20 protein-coding genes are annotated in these 17,304 nt (G+C 59.6%); 9 read left to right on the forward strand and 11 right to left on the reverse strand.

Annotation, left to right across the window (positions count from 1 at the left end):
- The first annotated feature begins 34 nt into the window (after positions 1 to 34).
- Entirely contained in the window at positions 35 to 298 is a 264-nt protein-coding gene (locus tag ACJ8M3_RS18125; protein WP_145957278.1) for a hypothetical protein, read from the forward strand.
- 16 nt (positions 299 to 314) lie between these two features.
- Here the strand turns inward: ACJ8M3_RS18125 and ACJ8M3_RS18130 are convergent, their stop codons facing one another.
- The gene (locus ACJ8M3_RS18130) at positions 315 to 1,001 is read right to left on the reverse strand and encodes a response regulator (RefSeq protein WP_033644157.1); all 687 of its coding nucleotides are present in this window, start codon (positions 999 to 1,001) and stop codon (positions 315 to 317) included.
- Between the two features lie 33 nt (positions 1,002 to 1,034).
- A complete protein-coding gene (locus ACJ8M3_RS18135) occupies positions 1,035 to 2,627 on the reverse strand; it encodes an ATP-binding protein (protein WP_033651616.1) in 1,593 nt (530 codons plus the stop codon).
- 326 nt (positions 2,628 to 2,953) lie between these two features.
- Here ACJ8M3_RS18135 and ACJ8M3_RS18140 point away from each other — a divergent pair, with 326 nt between their 5' ends.
- Entirely contained in the window at positions 2,954 to 4,309 is a 1,356-nt protein-coding gene (locus tag ACJ8M3_RS18140) for a 2-hydroxycarboxylate transporter family protein (protein WP_089197365.1), read from the forward strand.
- A 97-nt stretch (positions 4,310 to 4,406) separates the two neighbouring features.
- Here the strand turns inward: ACJ8M3_RS18140 and ACJ8M3_RS18145 are convergent, their stop codons facing one another.
- Complete coding sequence (locus ACJ8M3_RS18145) at positions 4,407 to 5,378, reverse strand: patatin-like phospholipase family protein (protein WP_033644154.1); 972 nt, start codon at positions 5,376 to 5,378, stop codon at positions 4,407 to 4,409.
- Positions 5,379 to 5,584: 206 nt separating this feature from the next.
- On the opposite strand from ACJ8M3_RS18145, the gene ACJ8M3_RS18150 reads away from it, so the two are divergent.
- The 5 genes from ACJ8M3_RS18150 (at position 5,585) to ACJ8M3_RS18170 (ending at position 8,334) form a co-directional block, all read left to right on the forward strand.
- Complete coding sequence (locus ACJ8M3_RS18150; protein WP_033644153.1) at positions 5,585 to 6,529, forward strand: MBL fold metallo-hydrolase; 945 nt, start codon at positions 5,585 to 5,587, stop codon at positions 6,527 to 6,529.
- Between the two features lie 153 nt (positions 6,530 to 6,682).
- Entirely contained in the window at positions 6,683 to 7,423 is a 741-nt protein-coding gene (locus ACJ8M3_RS18155) for an SDR family oxidoreductase (protein ID WP_042785246.1), read from the forward strand.
- A gap of 64 nt (positions 7,424 to 7,487) precedes the next feature.
- Positions 7,488 to 7,682, forward strand: coding sequence for a DUF1289 domain-containing protein (locus ACJ8M3_RS18160; RefSeq protein WP_046687704.1), 195 nt, complete (start codon positions 7,488 to 7,490; stop codon positions 7,680 to 7,682).
- Between the two features lie 77 nt (positions 7,683 to 7,759).
- A complete protein-coding gene (locus ACJ8M3_RS18165) occupies positions 7,760 to 8,047 on the forward strand; it encodes a CopG family ribbon-helix-helix protein (RefSeq protein WP_025303989.1) in 288 nt (95 codons plus the stop codon).
- Entirely contained in the window at positions 8,047 to 8,334 is a 288-nt protein-coding gene (locus tag ACJ8M3_RS18170; RefSeq protein WP_089195100.1) for a type II toxin-antitoxin system RelE/ParE family toxin, read from the forward strand. Before ACJ8M3_RS18165 ends, ACJ8M3_RS18170 begins: the two co-directional genes overlap by 1 nt.
- A 43-nt stretch (positions 8,335 to 8,377) precedes the next feature.
- On the opposite strand, the gene nrdF is transcribed toward ACJ8M3_RS18170, so the two are convergent.
- From nrdF to ACJ8M3_RS18195, 5 genes are all read right to left on the reverse strand, one after another.
- A complete protein-coding gene (nrdF, locus tag ACJ8M3_RS18175; RefSeq protein ID WP_033639549.1) occupies positions 8,378 to 9,349 on the reverse strand; it encodes a class 1b ribonucleoside-diphosphate reductase subunit beta in 972 nt (323 codons plus the stop codon).
- Positions 9,350 to 9,357: 8 nt separating this feature from the next.
- Positions 9,358 to 11,502 carry a class 1b ribonucleoside-diphosphate reductase subunit alpha gene (gene nrdE, locus ACJ8M3_RS18180; RefSeq protein ID WP_071991659.1) on the reverse strand — a complete coding sequence of 715 codons (2,145 nt, stop codon included), beginning with the start codon at positions 11,500 to 11,502 and terminating at the stop codon, positions 9,358 to 9,360.
- Positions 11,484 to 11,888, reverse strand: coding sequence for a class Ib ribonucleoside-diphosphate reductase assembly flavoprotein NrdI (gene nrdI, locus ACJ8M3_RS18185; RefSeq protein WP_004928930.1), 405 nt, complete (start codon positions 11,886 to 11,888; stop codon positions 11,484 to 11,486). The genes nrdE and nrdI overlap by 19 nt, the downstream gene beginning before the upstream one ends.
- Positions 11,889 to 11,897: 9 nt before the next feature.
- Positions 11,898 to 12,128: a redoxin NrdH gene (locus ACJ8M3_RS18190; protein ID WP_033644148.1), complete on the reverse strand. Its 231-nt coding sequence runs from the start codon at positions 12,126 to 12,128 to the stop codon at positions 11,898 to 11,900.
- Positions 12,129 to 12,400: 272 nt separating this feature from the next.
- On the reverse strand, positions 12,401 to 12,832 hold the full coding sequence (locus ACJ8M3_RS18195; protein ID WP_060660327.1) for a carboxymuconolactone decarboxylase family protein: 432 nt from the start codon (positions 12,830 to 12,832) through the stop codon (positions 12,401 to 12,403).
- A gap of 95 nt (positions 12,833 to 12,927) precedes the next feature.
- Here ACJ8M3_RS18195 and pdxR point away from each other — a divergent pair, with 95 nt between their 5' ends.
- Positions 12,928 to 14,352: a MocR-like pyridoxine biosynthesis transcription factor PdxR gene (gene pdxR, locus ACJ8M3_RS18200; RefSeq protein ID WP_089197364.1), complete on the forward strand. Its 1,425-nt coding sequence runs from the start codon at positions 12,928 to 12,930 to the stop codon at positions 14,350 to 14,352.
- A gap of 67 nt (positions 14,353 to 14,419) precedes the next feature.
- Here the strand turns inward: pdxR and ACJ8M3_RS18205 are convergent, their stop codons facing one another.
- Positions 14,420 to 14,728, reverse strand: a complete 309-nt coding sequence (locus ACJ8M3_RS18205; RefSeq protein ID WP_004928950.1) for a DUF883 family protein — start codon at positions 14,726 to 14,728, stop codon at positions 14,420 to 14,422.
- Between the two features lie 229 nt (positions 14,729 to 14,957).
- Here ACJ8M3_RS18205 and asr point away from each other — a divergent pair, with 229 nt between their 5' ends.
- Positions 14,958 to 15,308: an acid resistance repetitive basic protein Asr gene (asr, locus tag ACJ8M3_RS18210; RefSeq protein WP_004928953.1), complete on the forward strand. Its 351-nt coding sequence runs from the start codon at positions 14,958 to 14,960 to the stop codon at positions 15,306 to 15,308.
- Positions 15,309 to 15,504: 196 nt separating this feature from the next.
- Here the strand turns inward: asr and ACJ8M3_RS18215 are convergent, their stop codons facing one another.
- Positions 15,505 to 15,885, reverse strand: a complete 381-nt coding sequence (locus ACJ8M3_RS18215) for a DUF4440 domain-containing protein (protein ID WP_004928958.1) — start codon at positions 15,883 to 15,885, stop codon at positions 15,505 to 15,507.
- Positions 15,882 to 17,264 carry an MFS transporter gene (locus ACJ8M3_RS18220; protein ID WP_046687699.1) on the reverse strand — a complete coding sequence of 461 codons (1,383 nt, stop codon included), beginning with the start codon at positions 17,262 to 17,264 and terminating at the stop codon, positions 15,882 to 15,884. The genes ACJ8M3_RS18215 and ACJ8M3_RS18220 overlap by 4 nt, the downstream gene beginning before the upstream one ends.
- Positions 17,265 to 17,304: the final 40 nt, after the last annotated feature.

Consider the following 17,304-nt stretch of genomic DNA (forward strand, 5'->3'; position numbering starts at 1 on the left):
AAACAACCCTCAATGTCATTTAAATGGGATATTAGTGGTTTACATCAAGGTTTTAATTAGTTATGGTAATTTGGCCCGTGACTCAAAATTGACGGCCATTATTCGCCATAATGGTTTGGTTTTTGGGGAAATAATACGGTGTGGCGCAGAGAAATATTTGGGCGCCGCGCCTGCCGTTCGGATAATAAAAAACCCGACCAGAGGCCGGGCAAAAGTCATCAGTATTTCATCAGTTTTAACGACAGGTGCCGATATCGAGGGGGATATCGTCGAGCGTCATGTTATCGCCTTAGTATGACAGCCAGATGGCAGCCTTAGGCCTTGCGATACAGCCTGCGCGGATGGCCGATATTGCCGTACAGCATCTCCACCCGCACGAACTGGGTGGCGACGCAATATTCCAGATAACGGCGAGCGGTGGTTTTGCTGATGCCGACCTGTTCGACCACGTCTTCCACCGCATGCGCCACCGCCGGCTGGGCGATAAACAGCGCCTGCACCAGCTCCAGCGTGTTGGTTTCTATGCCTTTGGCGCTCGGTTCGCTGGAGAACTGCTTCGACTGCAGGTTGTACAGCGCATCGACATTGTCCTGATCGATGATTTTGAAGGTGCGCTGGGTCTGCACGAACTGCATGAAGCGCTCGAGCGAGTTGCGCAGCCGTTTGTAAGACACCGGCTTGATGATGTAGTCGAAGGCGCCGTTGCGGATCGCCTGGCTGCAGGTATGCATGTCGCTGGCGGCGGTGATGAAAATCACCGAACAGGCGGGATTCTTTACCGCCGGTTCTTCCATCAGCTCAATGCCCTGGCCGTCCGGCAGAAAGTTGTCCAGCAGGATCAGCCGCGGCTGATGCTCGTTGGCTTTGGCCCGCGCTTCGGCCAGCGTGGCGGCGTAGGCCACCACCCGCAGGTTGAAATTTTTCTCGATGAACTCTGCGTGCAGCGTCGCCAGTTGCGGCTCATCTTCCACGATCAGAACGTCCAGTGTTTGGTGTGACATAATCGGGTGCTCAAAAAAATCGGGTTATGGGTTTTATTTAGGGATAAATATAGAGAATATCGCGCCGTGCGGCTCGTTGTCCGACACTTCTATGCTGCCGTGCGCCTGCGCCACGTGGCTGGCGACCAGATGCAGGCCGATGCCGTGGTCGCTTTTATCCGCTTTGGTGGTCACGCCCTGTTCAAACAGCGTATCACGAATCTCCTCGGCGATGCCGGTGCCGCGATCCGCCACCTCGATCACCAGCTCGTCGCTGCCGTCGCTGATATAGAGTTCGATCGCGTCGTGCGGAGCCGGGCAGTGCAGCGTCGCCTCCACCGCATTATCCAGCAGGTTGCCGACGATCGACATCAGTTCGGTCTCATTCAGCGCCGCCGGGATCTGCCGCAGCTGGCAGGCCGGATCGAAACGCAGTTCGATGCCTTTCTCTCTGGCGCTGGAGTATTTGCCCAGCAACAGCCCGCACAGCGCCGCCGAACTGAAGCGCTGCGAGATGAAATCGAGGATCTCCTGCGCCCCCTCCGACTGGGCTTCCACATAGCGGATGGCCTCGTCGTAGCGCTGCATATGCAGCAGCCCGGCCAGCGTGGCGGTCCAGTTCAGCTGCTCGTGGCGCATGATGCGCAGGTTGTCGGCATAGCGTTTCACCTGGCTGAGCTGGCTGCTCAGGGTATTGATATCGTTCTTGTCGCGGAAGCTGATCACCCAGCCTTGCAGCTCCTGCTCCTGCATGATGCGCACCCGGCTGGCGATCACCCGCACGTGGTTGAAGCGGCACACCTCGTCATGGGTGTCGTGCTCCAAGTGCGCGACGGCGAAAAAGTCCGGCTGGGCCTGGATCACGTCGCCGATCGGCCGGCCCAGCAGGCCGGTGGCGGGCTGATGCAGATCCAACAGCTCACGCGCCGCATGGTTGATGGTGATGATCCGCAGCTGCGGATCGATGGCGATCACGCCCTCATAGATGGCTTCCAGCAGCGCTTTTTGCTGGCGCACCAGCAGCGCGATCTCTTTCGGCTCCAGCCAGAACATTTGGCGTTTGAGATTTTTCGACAGCAGCCAGGAAAAAACGAACAGGGCGATCAGCAGCAGCACGATGGAACCGATAATTTGCGTTAATGTCCTGGCATTTAAATTATCGATATGCGATTTCAAATAGCCGACGGAAACGATGCCGATGACGTGATTATTTTCATCCAGAATCGGCGCCTTGCTGCGTAATGAAACGCCGATGCCGCCCTTGCGAATGGAAATAATGCTTTTTCCTTCCAATACTTCTTTATTATCGCCGCCGATCATCGGCGTGCCCAGGCGGCCCTCATATTCTGAATGATAGAGATGACGGGCATGATTATCACCGATGACGATATAGCTGGCGTCGCTGCTGGCGCGGATTTTTTTCATCAACGCAGCGATCTTGGCGGCGTCGTTTTTTTCTACGGCATCCACCAACGAAGGGATAAGGGCGATTTCACGCGCCTGCACCTGGGCGCGGGCGCCGAGATCGCGGTGCAGCTGCGCATCCAGCTGGTAATAGGTGTAGGCGCCGATGCAGCTCAGCAGCAGGCAGGAGAAGGCCACCAGGCACAGAAACAGCTTGATTTGAAATGAGAGTTTAAGGCGCATGGCGGAGCTTCACCGTAAAGAGATCCTGAAGCCTTACCCTATCACGAGATACGGGGTGTGTAATATTGCGCCCGATCAACTTGTGATCCCTCACACGGGATTAGAGTGAACCGGACGAGAATTGTTCGTCTGCGATAAAGTTGATAAGCTTTAAAATAAAAACGGCATTAACACCATTAAAACCACGCTGATTTTTACATAATCTTAATTAACCCCATAGAAACCATAACCACCATTAAAAACCCTTTTTAATTTTGAACATAATCACAGCAGATAATCCGTGCGCTTCTCTATGATGGCTGAACAAACTAATAAGAGGCCAGATTATGAGCACAACAGATGATTCTTACCTCGTAGCCAAAGACAAGGCCGCTGATATTCCTCTGCGTGAGAAATGGTGGCGGATACTGGATAATTATAAAGTAGGGATTATTCCGTTACCGTTCTTTATTCTGGCCGGCGTGTTGATTCTGCTCGACTGCCTGGAAGGCAAATTGCCGAGCGATATCGTGGTGATGGTCGCCACCCTGGCGTTCTTCGGTTTCGCCTGCGGCGAATTCGGCAAGCGCCTGCCGCTGATCGGCAAAATGGGCGCGGCGGCGATCTGCGCCACCTTCATTCCTTCCGCGCTGGTGCACTATGGCCTGCTGCCGGACGTGGTGGTGGAGTCGACCACCACGTTCTACAAATCGACCAACATTCTTTACCTCTACATCTGCTGCATCATCGTCGGCAGCATCATGAGCATGAACCGCCAGGTGCTGATCCAGGGCTTCCTGCGCATCTTCATCCCCATGCTGTGCGGCGAGATCGTCGGCATGCTGGTGGGGATGGGCGTCGGCATGGCGCTGGGCCTGGAACCGTTCCAGATCTTCTTCTTCCTGATCCTGCCGATCATGGCCGGCGGCGTAGGTGAAGGGGCGATCCCGCTGTCGATGGGCTATGCCGCGATCCTGCACATGGAGCAGGGCGTGGCGCTGGGGCGCATTCTGCCTATCGTGATGCTCGGCAGCCTGACCGCTATCGTCATCGCCGGCCTGCTCAACCAGCTGGGCAAGCGTTATCCGCACCTGACCGGCGAAGGCAGCCTGATGCCGAGCAAGCAGGGTGAAAGCGACATGAGCGCGGTGGAAAAAATCAGCGGCAAGGTGGACGTCAGCACCATCGCCTGCGGCGCGCTGTTGGCCATTCTGCTGTATATGGTGGGCATGCTGCTGCACCGTCTGATCGGCCTGCCGGCGCCGGTGGGCATGCTGTTCGCCGCCGTGGCGGTGAAGTTGGCGCACGGGGTGTCGCCGCGCATTCAGGAAGGCTCGCAGGTGGTGTACAAATTCTTCCGCACCGCCGTGACCTATCCCATCCTGTTCGCCGTCGGGGTAGCCATCACGCCGTGGCAGGAACTGGTGGACGCGTTCACCGTACAGAATCTGATCGTGATCGTCACCACCGTCAGCGCGCTGGTAGCGACCGGTTTCTTCGTCGGCAAGAAAATCGGCATGCATCCTATCGACGTGGCGATCGTCTCCTGCTGCCAGAGCGGGCAGGGCGGGACCGGCGACGTCGCGATCCTCACCGCCGGCAACCGCATGTCGTTGATGCCATTCGCCCAGATCGCAACCCGTATCGGCGGCGCTATCAACGTTTCGCTGTCGCTGCTGGTGTTGGCCAAGTTCTTCGTATAACTCCTATAAATCCTTAGCGTTACTTTGCCTTTCCCCGCCCCCGCGGGGATTTTTTTTGCCCGCGCGCCGGCCTGACGCGCGGGCGGGGAACTGCCGGTTACGCCGCTTGCTTCATCGCGGCGTCATACCACGCGAAGTAGCGCTCTACGCCGCGACGGCCGGATTCGATCAGCGCGCGTTTCTTCTCCTCGCTGATGCCGAACTCCAGCGTGCCGACGTCGAGCGTGTCGACATACACGGTGCGCTTCCAGTCATCGCTGTCCAGATGCACCTTGGTTTGGATGTCCAGCATCACGTTGGCCACCGCCAGGGTGAAATCAAACAGGTTGTTGACCGGCGTGCGCGGGCCGGCCTGACCGGCGGCCTGAGCGATTTCACTGGCGGAGTCCAGGCGAATGCCCAGCGTACGGGTGTTGATGCGCTGGCTGGTGCTGTCGATGTAAGGCGGCGTGGCGGAGAAGTCATAGTCGAACAGCCGCACCGGGTAGTTGTCGATCATGCCGCCGTCGATGCACAGGTCGCCCAGGGCATTTTTCTTCGCCACGAAGGCGAACGGGAACGACATCGAAATGCGCAGGCCATCCGCCACTTTCATGCGCGGCGTGGTGCGATGCGAATAGACTTCGCGCTGGCCGCTGTTGAGGTTGGCGCCGATAAAGTAAATCGACTTGAACCCTTTCGCCGCCTTCATCGCTTCGAACTGTTCGAAGGTAATATCCGGGTTGCCGGTATATTGTTTGATAATATCGCGTGACCATTGATAGAAATAATCGCCGGGCGCGATGCCGTATTGATTGAACAGGCGATAGGCGTCCTGGAGCGTGCCGAAAAAACCGCCGTTATAATCGAGGAATTTTTTAAAATCCATCGCCGACAGAATCTTGGTCACGTCGGCCGAGCTGCAGCCCAGCCCGACCAGCAGCGCGGCGATGGCGCCCGCTGAGGCGCCGGAAGTTTGCTTGATCTGCGGCATGATGCCTTTGGCCTCCAGCAATTCCAGTGCGCCGCCATAGGCGATGCCTTTTACGCCGCCGCCTTCAAAGACCAGGTTTTCGAATTGATAGCTCATCATATTTCCTTACTCGTGGTTTAGGGAGTAAGAAAAATAACGAAGCGGCGCACGAGAAAATATGGATTGGGGTTGTGTGGCTTGGCAAACAAAATTATTCATAATGAATATATTATTTATATATTTATCAAAGGCATTTATTAAACAGGCGCATCGGACTTTTTGCGTCAATACTTAGCGCTGTTCAATTCTCACAAGGAGTCATCATGTTCTGGAAACGTTGTCTGTTGGGCGCGGCGCTGGCCGTTATGTCGTTACAGGCCGGCGCCGCCGCGCCGCAGGCCAAAACCCCGACGCCGGGATTTTACCGCATCATGCTGGGCAGCTTTGAAGTGACCGCGTTGTCCGACGGCATTATTCGCCTGCCGGCGGATAAGCTGTTACTGGGCCGTACGCCGCAGCAGATCGCCGCCGGGGTAGCCGAGCAGCATCAAAGCCTGCCGGTGGTCACGTCGGTCAATGCTTATCTGATCAATACCGGCGACAAGCTGGTGATGATCGACAGCGGCGCCGGCCAACTGCTGGGCGACGGCCTGGGCAAGCTGGTGGATAACCTGCGTGCGGCGGGCTACCAGCCGGAGCAGGTGGATGAGATCTACCTGACCCACATGCACCCGGACCACCTCGGCGGGCTGACGCACGACGGCAAGGCGGTATTCCCCAATGCGGTGGTGCGCGCCGCCAGCCAGGACGCGGACTTCTGGCTAAGCGCGGACAAACTGAAACAGGCTAGCGCGGGCAGTAAAAGCAACTTCGAAAGGGCTCAGGCAGTGATCAAGCCGTATCAGGCGGCCGGCCACTTTAAGCCGTTCAGCGGCGACGGTGAGCTTTCCCCGGGCATTGCCGCCTTTGCCGCCCACGGCCATACGCCGGGGCATAGCGTGTATCAGGTGACCAGCCAGGGCCAGAAGCTGTTGCTGCTGGGGGATCTGATCCACGTGGCGGCGGTGCAGATGCCGCATCCGAAGGTGGCTATCAGCTTTGATAATGACGCCAAGGCGGCGGTCGCTCAGCGGCTGCGGATATTTGGTGACAGCGCGCGGCAGAGCGAGCTGGTGGGGGGCGCACACCTGTCGTTCCCGGGGTTGGGGTATTTGAACCGCCAGGGCGACGGTTACACTTGGGTGCCATTGAACTACGGCGCGCTGTAATGGAGATGGCCGCCCAACGGGCGGCCATCGTAAGCGCCTTGGGGACATTGTTCGATAATTTGGGATGATGATGCCAGAGAATCGGGGCTTATTCGCCGTGATAAAGAGTGCATGATTAACGTTACCCTCGTCGTTTTCTTTAAGGATCTCCCGATGAATCAGAAAACTCCCTCCGTCGCCATCGTCACCGGCGCATCGCGCGGTATCGGCGCGGCCATCGCCGAGCGTCTGGCCGCCGATGGCTTCACCGTCATCATCAACTATTCGGGCAACCCGGCGCCGGCCGATGAGCTGGTGCGCAAGATTGAACAGGGCGGCGGCCGCGCCTTGAGCGTCAAAGCCGACGTCAGCGATGCATCTGCGGTCGCCCGCCTGTTCGACAGCGCCGAACAGGCGTTTGGCGGCGTCGACGTGCTGGTCAATAACGCCGGGGTGATCGCGCTGGCGCCGGTGGCGGACATGCGTGACGAAGACGTGGATCGCCTGCTCGACATCAATCTGAAAGGCAGCTTCAATGCGATGCGCGAGGCGGCGAAGCGCCTGCGCGACAATGGCCGCATCATCAACTTCTCCTCCAGCGTGGTGGGGTTGCTGCAGCCGGGGTACGGCATGTATGCCGCCAGTAAGGCGGCGATCGAAGCGCTGACCAGCGTGCTGGCGAAAGAGCTGCGCGGCCGCAATATCACGGTGAACGCCGTCGCGCCGGGACCGACCGCCACCGGTTTGTTCCTCGACGGCAAAACCCCGGAGCTTATCGAGCGGCTGGCGAAGATGGCGCCGCTGGAGCGCCTGGGCACGCCGGACGATATCGCTGCGGCGGTGGCCTTCCTCGCGGGGGCCGACGGCGGTTGGATCAACGGCCAAACCCTGCGCGCCAACGGCGGCATCATCTGATTGACGACGCGCCGCCGCAGGATCGGGTATCCTGTGGCGGAACTCATCACATCAAGGGCAGCGTATGACGGGCGACAATCAGCAGTTTCATCCCGGCGTCAGGTCGCCCTGCGTCAGCCTGTGCCGGATTGACGACGAAACCCAGCAGTGCCGCGGATGCCGGCGCACGCGGGCGGAGATCGCCGCCTGGCCGACCGCCAGCGATGCGGAGAAACGCGCTATCTGGCGGCGGCTAGAGCCGCGTCAATCGGTGAAATAATCCTCTGCATTATTGCGCTGCCAGACTGCATGTAGCACAATTGAGCTACATGTGATTGACCGACGTTAGGAGCGATTATGTCGACGACGACCATTCGTATTCCAGATGAGCTTAAAGCCCGAGTCGCTGCCGTCGCCGAGCAGGTTGGCGTAACGTCTCACAGCTTTATTTTGCAGGCAATAGCGGAGAAAACGCAGCAGGAAGAGTTGCGCCGCGACTTTGAGAATGAAGCGGAAAAACGCTATGCCAAGATAATTGCGACGGGAGAGACGGTCTCTTGGAAAGAGATGCGCGGTTATTTGGAAAATTACGCAGCGGGTAACACTGACGCTGTTAAACCCCCGGTTAAAAAATTGGGGCGCTGATGGCAAACGTCGAGTTGGCGCCAGAGGTCAGGGATGATATCGAACGTATTCTCGCTCATTTGGCTCAGTATGGCGCTGCGGATTCAGGGCGGCGCATTCAGGAAATCATCCAGGCAATTGCGGTATTGGAACATAATCCATTGATCGGACGGTCCCTTGGTGCAGGGCTGCGTGAATTGATTATTGGGCAGCAAGCTCGCGGTTATTTGGCGCTCTACAAATACATTCCTGATATCGATACGGCGTTTGTTCTGGCGATCCGCAGTCAGAAAGAACAAAGGTATTGAATGCACGATACCGGCCTGAAAGACCGGTATCGCTGTCATGTCCTCAGAAGTCCCAGTCCTCATCCTCGGTGTTGACCGCCTTGCCGATGACGTAGGACGACCCTGAACCGGAGAAGAAGTCGTGGTTTTCGTCGGCGTTCGGCGACAGCGCCGACAGGATCGCCGGGTTGACCTCCGCCATCGCCGGTGGGAACAGCGCTTCATATCCCAGGTTCATCAGCGCCTTGTTGGCGTTGTAGTGCAGGAAGGTCTTCACGTCTTCCGTCCAGCCGACGCCGTCGTACAGCTCCTCGGTGTAGCGTACCTCGTTGTCGTACAGATCCTGCATCAGATCGAAGGCGAAATTTTTCACCTGTTGGCGCCGTGCGGCGTCCACTTTCTCCAGCCCTTTCTGGAACTTATAGCCGATATAGTAGCCGTGCACCGCCTCGTCGCGAATGATCAGGCGGATCAGATCGGCGGTGTTGGTCAGCTTGGCGCGGCTGGACCAGTACATCGGCAGGTAAAAGCCCGAATAGAACAGGAACGACTCGAGGAACACGCTGGCGACCTTTTTCAGCAGCGGATCGTCGCTGCGGTAGTGCGCCAGAATGATGCCGGCTTTCTTCTGCAGCGCGCGGTTTTCCTCGCTCCAGCGATAGGCGTCATCCACGTCCGGCGTTTGGCACAGGGTAGAGAAGATTGAGCTGTAAGAGCGGGCGTGCACCGCCTCCATAAAGCTGATGTTGGAGTACACCGCCTCTTCGTGCGGCGTCAGCGCATCGGCGATCAGGGCCGGCGCGCCGACGGTGTTCTGGATGGTGTCCAGCAGCGTCAGCCCGGTGAACACCCGAATGGTCAACTGCTGCTCCTTCGGCGTCAGCGTGGCCCAGGAGGGGATATCGTTGGACAGCGGCACCTTCTCCGGTAGCCAGAAGTTGGAGGTCAGGCGGTTCCACACCTCCAGATCCTTGTCGTCTTCGATGATGTTCCAGTTGATGGCGCGCACCAGCGGCGCCGATGTTACGGTCGTCATAAGTTGCCTCACAGCGCGCAGGACACGCAGCCCTGCACCTCGGTGCCTTCCAGCGCCATCTGGCGCAGGCGGATGTAGTAAATGGTCTTGATGCCTTTGCGCCAGGCGTAGATCTGCGCGCGGTTGATGTCGCGGGTGGTGGCGGTATCGCGGAAGAACAACGTCAGCGACAGCCCCTGATCGACGTGCTGCGTCGCGGCGGCATAGGTATCGATGATTTTTTCCGGGCCAATCTCGTAGGCATCCTGGTAATACGCCAGGTTGTCGTTGGTCATGTACGGTGCCGGGTAGTAAACGCGGCCGATCTTGCCTTCCTTGCGGATCTCGATGCGCGAGACGATCGGATGGATGCTGGAGGTGGCGTTGTTGATGTACGAGATGGAGCCGGTCGGCGGCACCGCCTGCAGATTCTGATTGTACAGCCCGTGCATCATCACCGACTGGCGCAGCGCGCGCCACTCGTCGCGGCCCGGAATAGCGATGCCGGCGGCGGCGAACAGCTCGCGCACCCGCTCGGTTTGCGGCAGCCAGTCGCGTTCGGTGTACTTGTCGAAGTACTCGCCGCTGGCATAGCGCGAGTGCTCAAAGCCGTCGAACGTGCCGCCGCGTTCGATCGCCAGCCGGTTCGAGGCACGGATGGCGTGATAGGCCACGGTATAGAAATAGAGATTGGTGAAGTCGATGCCTTCTTCCGAGCCGTAGAAGATGCGCTCGCGCGCCAGGTAACCGTGCAGGTTCATCTGGCCCAGACCGATGGCGCGGGCGCTGCGGTTGCCTTCGGCGATCGACGGCACCGAGCGGATATCGCTCATGTCGGCCACCGCGGTCAGCGCGCGGATCGCGGTCTCGATCGCCTTGCCGAAGTCCGGCGCGTCCATGGTTTTGGCGATGTTCAGCGAGCCGAGGTTGCAGGAGATATCCTTGCCGATGCGATCGTAGCTCAGATCCTCGTGATAGGTGCTGGCGCGGTTGACCTGCAGGATCTCCGAACACAGGTTGCTCATGTTGATGCGCCCGGCGATCGGATTCTCTCGGTTGACCGTGTCCTCGAACATGACGTAGGGGTAGCCGGATTCGAACTGGATCTCCGCCAGCACCTGGAAGAATTCGCGCGCGTTGATGCGCGACTTGCGAATGCGCTTGTCGTCCACCATCTCGCGGTATTTTTCACTGACGCTGATTTCAGACAGCGGCGTGCCATACACCCGTTCGACGTCGTAGGGCGAGAACAGGTACATTTCTTCGTTGTTCTTCGCCAGCTCGAAGGTGATGTCCGGGATCACTACCCCCAGCGACAGCGTTTTGATGCGGATCTTCTCGTCGGCGTTTTCCCGCTTGGTGTCGAGAAAACGCAGGATATCCGGGTGGTGGGCGTTGAGATACACCGCGCCGGCCCCCTGGCGCGCGCCGAGCTGGTTGGCGTAGGAGAAGGCGTCTTCGAGCATTTTCATGATCGGAATGACGCCGGAGGACTGGTTCTCGATGCGCTTGATCGGCGCGCCCACCTCACGAATATTGCTCAGCATGAAGGCCACGCCGCCGCCGCGTTTCGACAGCTGCAGCGCGGAGTTCACCGCCCGGCCGATCGATTCCATATTGTCTTCGATGCGCAGCAGGAAGCAGGAGACCAGCTCACCGCGCTGGCGTTTGCCGCAGTTGAGGAAGGTCGGCGTGGCCGGCTGGAAGCGGCCCGAAATCATCTCTTCCACCAGATCCTGCGCCAGTGCGGTGTCGCCCGCCGCCAGCGTCAGCGCCACCATGCACACCCGATCTTCGTAACGCTCCAGATAGCGCTTGCCGTCGAAGGTTTTGAGTGTATAGCTGGTGTAGTACTTGAAGGCTCCGAGGAAAGTCTCGAAGCGGAATTTTTTGGCGTAGGCCTGCTGGAACAGCTGCTTGATAAACGGGAATTCGTACTGCGCCAGCACCTGCGGCTCGTAGTAGCCTTCTTCCACCAGATAGCGCAGCTTTTCCTCCAGGTTATGGAAGAACACGGTGTTTTGGTTGACGTGCTGCAGGAAGTAGTGCCGCGCCGCCAGCCGATCTTTATCGAACTGGATCCGGCCTTCCGCATCGTAAAGATTGAGCATCGCGTTGAGCGAATGGTAATCCAGCGCGCCCGTCTCGGGCCTGGTCAGTTCTGTCGTTGCCAAAATGCGGTTACTCCCTGTCTAACGTTTTCAACGTCTTGCGTAGTGCCGAGCAGCTCGAAGCGGTACAAGAAAGGCACCTGGCATTTTTTGGCGATGATGTCGCCGGCGATGCCGTATGCTGCGCCGAAGTTGGTGTTCCCGGCGGCGATGACGCCGCGCAGGTATGAACGGTTTTGCGGAACGTTGAGAAAGCGGATCACCTGGATCGGCACCGCGCCGACGGCGCTGCCGCCGCCATAGCTGGGCACGATCAAGATATAGGGCTGTTCCATCAGCAATTTGCTGCGGGCGCCGGCGATCGGAATGCGGATCGCCGGCAGGCCCAGTTTCTCAACGAATCGGTGGGTGTTCTCCGAGCTGCTGGAGAAATAGACCAGCGGATTCATCGTCGGGCCTCAGCAGGTGAGCGCCAGCGCGCCGATTTTGTCCGGCCGGAAACCGGCCCAGTGATCGTCACCGGCGATAATCACCGGAACTTGCTGATAACCTAAGGATTTAACGTGGTCCAGCGCCTGCGGATCCTGGGTGAGGTCGATCACCTGATAATCAATCCCCTGTTTATCAAATGCGCGATAGGTGGCGTTGCACTGGACACAGTCAGGCTTACTGTAAATAATAATGCTCATGATTCGCATTTACCTTTAGGCTGAAGGAAAGGCGGAAAAGTCAGAGAACGGAGCATTGTTCCTGGCGTTTCTGACGGCGTTATCAGCCGAACAACATTCCCTGCGGCTGACCCATGAAATACTATATGTTGATGTTTGTTTTATCAACCACGCTATATATGGTGCTTTGTCGGGTTTTGCGCGCAGGCCGCGCCGGGGCTGGAAAAGGCGAGGGGAAAAATTTTTGCGGGTGTGAAATTCCCCCTCAGAGTCAAGAGGGGGAGGCGAGCGCATTACTGACGCATGCTGACGGCCAGCCGGTTAAAGGCGTTCATGATGCTGATGGCGAAGGTCAGATCGGCGATCTCGGCGTCGCTGAAGTGCGCCTTCAGCGCCTCGAAAGCGCTGTCCGGCGCGCCGGTGGCGGCGATCAGCGTAACCGACTCGGCCCACTCCAGCGCCGCGCGTTCACGCTCGCTGAATTCATGGCTGACGCGCCAGCCCGCCAACGTATCCAGCTTGGCATGGCTGAAGCCGCTTTCGCGCAGCGCTTTGCCGTGCATGTCCAGGCAGTAGGCGCAGCCGTTGATTTGCGAAACGCGCATAAACATCAACTCGATGGTCGCTTTGTCCAGGGCGCCTTTCTCCAGCGCCATCAGCGCGCTCACCATATTTTTGTACGGGGCGGGCGCCAGCTCGGCATAGTTCAAACGTTGCTTAATCATGGTCAACCTCAATCGATAGTAACGAAATCATGGCGCTACTTTAGCGGCCTTATGGTCTATGCTATAGGGCCATAAAATGATTATTTAACCGGGCCATGATGCCACCGTTCCTGACTTCATTGCGGCTGGACAGCCGGCTCGCCGAGCCGCTGTACCGGCAGATTTACCAGCGGATTAAAGACGCCATTGCCCAGGGCAGCCTGGCGGCGGGCAGCCGGCTGCCTTCGGTGCGCGGGTTGGCGAGCGATCTGGGCGTGGCGCGTGCCACGGTGGAAAGCGCCTACGCGCAACTTATTGCCGAAGGTTTCTTGCAGAGCCGGGGGCAGGCGGGCACCTATGTCTCGCCGCAGTTGCCGCACATGCCGCCGGGCGCAATGCCCGCTATGCCGCCGTTGGCGACGATAGCGCCCGATCCGCTGCAGCCGCAGGGCATGCTGCAGCCTTTCCAACTGGGCGTGCCGGCGCTGGATGCGTTTCCCCGCGCGCTGTGGCAGCGCATTGTCGCCCGCCAGCTGCGCGGTTCCACGGCGGCTTCCCTGGCGCTGCCGCCGGCCGGCGGCCTGCCTGAACTGCGTGAGGCGATCGCCCATTATCTGCATTTGTCGCGCGGCATCAGCTGCCGGCCGGAGCAAATTTTCCTCTGCGCCGGTTATCCGGCGTTGCTGGACTGGGTGACGGAGACGCTGTTGCACGCCGGCGACGCGGTATGGATAGAAGATCCCGGCTATCCGGTCACGCGCCCGCTGCTGCGGGCCGCCGGCGTCAGACCGGTCGCCGTGCCGGTGGATGAACAGGGCATGGACGTGGCCGCCGGTATGCTGACGGAGCCTGAGGCGCGGCTGGCGGTGGTGACGCCGACCCATCAAAGCCCGCTCGGCGTCTCGCTCAGTCTGGCGCGGCGGGTGGCGCTGCTCGACTGGGCGCAGCAGCGCGGGGCCTGGATCCTCGAGGATGACTACGACAGCGAGTTTCGCTATCACGGGCGGCCGCTGCCGCCGCTGAAGAGCCTCGATGTTCAGGGGCGGGTGCTGTACGCCGGCACCTTCAGCAAAACGCTGTTCCCGGCGCTGCGCATGGCTTATTTAGTGGTGCCCGTCGGCCTCACGGAGGCCTTTGCGCGCAGCAGTCGGCTGCGCGGCTGCGGTTGCCCGCCGCTGCTGCAGGCCGGCGTGGCGGATTTTATCCGGCAAGGGCATTTCTATCGCCACCTGAAACGCATGCGGCCGTTGTACCGCCAGCGGCGCGAGTGGCTGACGCTGGCGTTGGAGCGGCAGCTGGGGGCGTGGCTGACGACGGTGCCGCAACAGGGCGGCATTCAGCTGTTGGCCCGGCTGCGCGACGGCTTGGCGGATGCGCCGTTGGCGGCGCAAGCCTGGCGACAGGGGCTGGCGGTGCAGGCGTTGTCTGACTGGCGAATCGACCATCCGGCGGGGCAAGGGTTACTGCTGGGGTTCGCCAATTTCAGCCGGCGAGAGGAGGCGGAGCGGGCGGTACAGGGGCTGGCGCAGCTGTTTCGCTAAAATTAAACGGCCCGCGATTTCCGCGGGCCAGACGCACATCTGTTTTATCTTTATGACTGCAGGGGTGTTAACGCCGGGCTAGCAGCACGCCGAGCACGATGCCGACGGCGGCACCGATCCCTACGCCCTGCCAAGGTTTGTCACGCACATAGCTGTCGGCTTGATCGACCGCGTCGCGCGCATGTTGTGTCAGACTGGTGGAGCCGTTGAATCGCGCTCGCGCGTCGCGCAGCACGCCTTTCGCCTTGCTGTGCAGCTCTTTCAGTTCCTCTTTGGTCTTGTCACCGGACTCGCGCAACACTTCATCCAGCGTATCGGCCAACAGAGTCACATCCTGATCGATATCGCGTTCTGTTCTTTCCGCTTTCTTAAACATTCAGCTCTCCATTTCGACACATGTCTTTTAAGTGTAGACCATGCCGAGATTTGTGTGGCCGATCACGGAAAAAAACCGCCGTCACGCAGGTGTTTGCCGGCACCTGGGCTTTGTACATTTGGTTACTCGGCGAAACCAATCACTCACGGAAACGGCCGTTTGATTCCACTAGTATCTGTTTCAACGGCTCCACCGGAGCTTACCGAAACAACACTCTGAGGATTTAAAGATGAAAAAAGTATTAGCGCTGATCGTTGCTGCCACTATGGGTCTGTCTTCTGTTGCTTTCGCTGCTGATACTGCAGCTACTGCTCCGGCTACCACCACCGCGCCAGCTGCGACCACCACTACCGCTGCGCCAGCGGCTGCTGCTGAAAAAGCGCCAGCTAAAGCAACGCACCACAAGAAAGCCAAGCACCACAAAAAAGCGCCAGCCCAGAAAGCTCAGGCCGCTAAAAAGCACCACAAAAAAGCGCCAGCTCAGAAAGCCCAGGCTGCTAAAAAACACCACAAAAAAGCGCCAGTGCAGAAAGCTCAGGCCGCTAAAAAACACCACAAAAAAGCCGGTAAAAAAGCTTAATTAAGTGATGTTTGCGGAACCGACAAGGTTCCGCACTCTACAGCCCGTATTCCAGACACCCGGTCTTTCCGGGTGTCTTCTTTTGAGGCTACTCACGATGATCCATCGCTATCTGTTTGAAGTCATTTTCAGCGCGGTAACCCTGTGCGGGGTGATCGTCGGTTGGGAACTGTTTCTGGCCGGCAGCTTCCTGTAATTATTGCGCCGCGGCGGTTTCGTGCAAATGCCGCCAGCCGAGCGCGTCGGGCAGGCGTTCAAACACCACCGTGGAGTAGCGCAGCGTGGCGCTTTGCCCCGGCAGGCTCTGTTTTTCCCGGTAGCTGACTACCGCGCCAGTCGGCCATTCGGCCACCAGCTTCATCTCTTCTATCTCGATTTCCAGTCCCGGTTTGGCGGCGCGATGCGCGCGGAAAAAAGCGCACAGCGCGGTGAAATCCAGCGGGGCGCCGTTCAGCGCGATCATGCTGAAATCCGGCGTAAAGCGCGCCAGCAGCGCTTGCTCCTCTCCGGCGCCTTTGCCCAGCCAGCGTTCAATGGCGATGTGGGCGTCGATCACTTCGGTAAAATACGGGTTCATAAAGCATCCTGTTGAGCATTGAGTTGGCGCACGATGGCGCGGTTGGCGAGGCGCAGACACAGCAACAGCGGGATAAGTGCGCTGGCGCCCGCCAGAATGAAGCAGGTTCGGTAAGCCGCCGCGGGCGGCAACACGGTCAGCAGCAGATTCAGCAGCAGGCTGAGCAGCGCCACGCCGAGGCAAAAACTGAGCTGGCGGTTGATATTCCACAGTGCGCTGGCGTCCGCCAATTGGCCGTCGGGGATCTGCAGAAACGCGCTGCTCTGCGCGGTGCTGCTGCACAGACTGCCGCCGAACCCCATCAGGGCGAAGGCGGCGATCTGCAACGCGTGCTGCCCGGCCTGATCGATCTGGGCCAACGTCAGCATGCCGGCGCCTTGCAACAGGCAGCCGGCGATCAGCAGCGGCCGCGGGCCGAGGCGATTAAAGCTTTTGCCGGTCAACGTGATGGCCAGGAACGACGCCAGCGCCCAGGGCAGCATCAGGCCGCCGACCTGCGCGGCGGGCATCCCCAGCTGGTTTTGCAAATACAGCATCGCCACCAGGCTGACGCCGATGAACAGGCCGGGAATGCACAAATAAACCGCCATGGCGTTGCGCAGCAGCGGATCGCCGACCAGCCGCAGGTTCAGCAGCGGCTGCGGGGTGCGCAGGCTATGGCGCAGATAATAGGCCAGCACCAGCAGCCCGGCGGCCAGCAGCGCCGCGCCGGAAACCTGATGACCGGCTTCGCTCAGCCGGGTCAGGCCGAGCAGCAGCAGCGTCAGCGCCGCGCAGGCGCTCAGTAATCCTGTCGCGTCGAGCGGTTTGCACGCCGCCGTCGGCGTTTCCGCACGTAGCCACAGCGCCGCCAGCGCCAGGGCCAGGGCCGCCAGCGGCAGGTTGGCGAAAAACACCCAGCGCCAGTCCAGGCTATCGACGAGCCAGCCGCCCAGCGCCGGTGACAGCGCCGGCGCCAGCAGCCCCACCAACATGATGGCGGCCGACAGCCCGGCGCGTTCATGGCTGCGGTACAGCTGATAGGTCAGCGTCTGGCCGATGGGGATCAGCAAACCGCCGCCCATGCCCTGCAGGGTGCGCCAGCCGATCAGCGCGCCGATGCTGTCGGCGTTGCCCGCGCCGAGGGTGGCCAGCATGAACAGCGCCAGCGAGAGCAGAAACACCCGCCGCCCGCCGATGCGCTGCGCCAGCCAGGCGCTGAGCGGGATCACCAGCGTCAGGCCGAGAATATAGCCGTTGCTGACCCACGCCAGTTGGCTGACCGATGCCCCCATCGCCTGGCCGATGGCGGGGTAGGCGACGTTGGCGATAAACATATTGATCAGATCGACGAAAAAGCCGAGCAGATAGACGATTGCCACTTTGCTGCGATAAGACATGGTGCCTCCGGTTGAAGGCGAGCAGTGTATCGGGGGGAAA

This window comes from Serratia sp. CY55921 (assembly GCF_052167655.1).
In the GTDB taxonomy this organism is placed as follows: Bacteria; Pseudomonadota; Gammaproteobacteria; order Enterobacterales; family Enterobacteriaceae; genus Serratia; species Serratia ureilytica.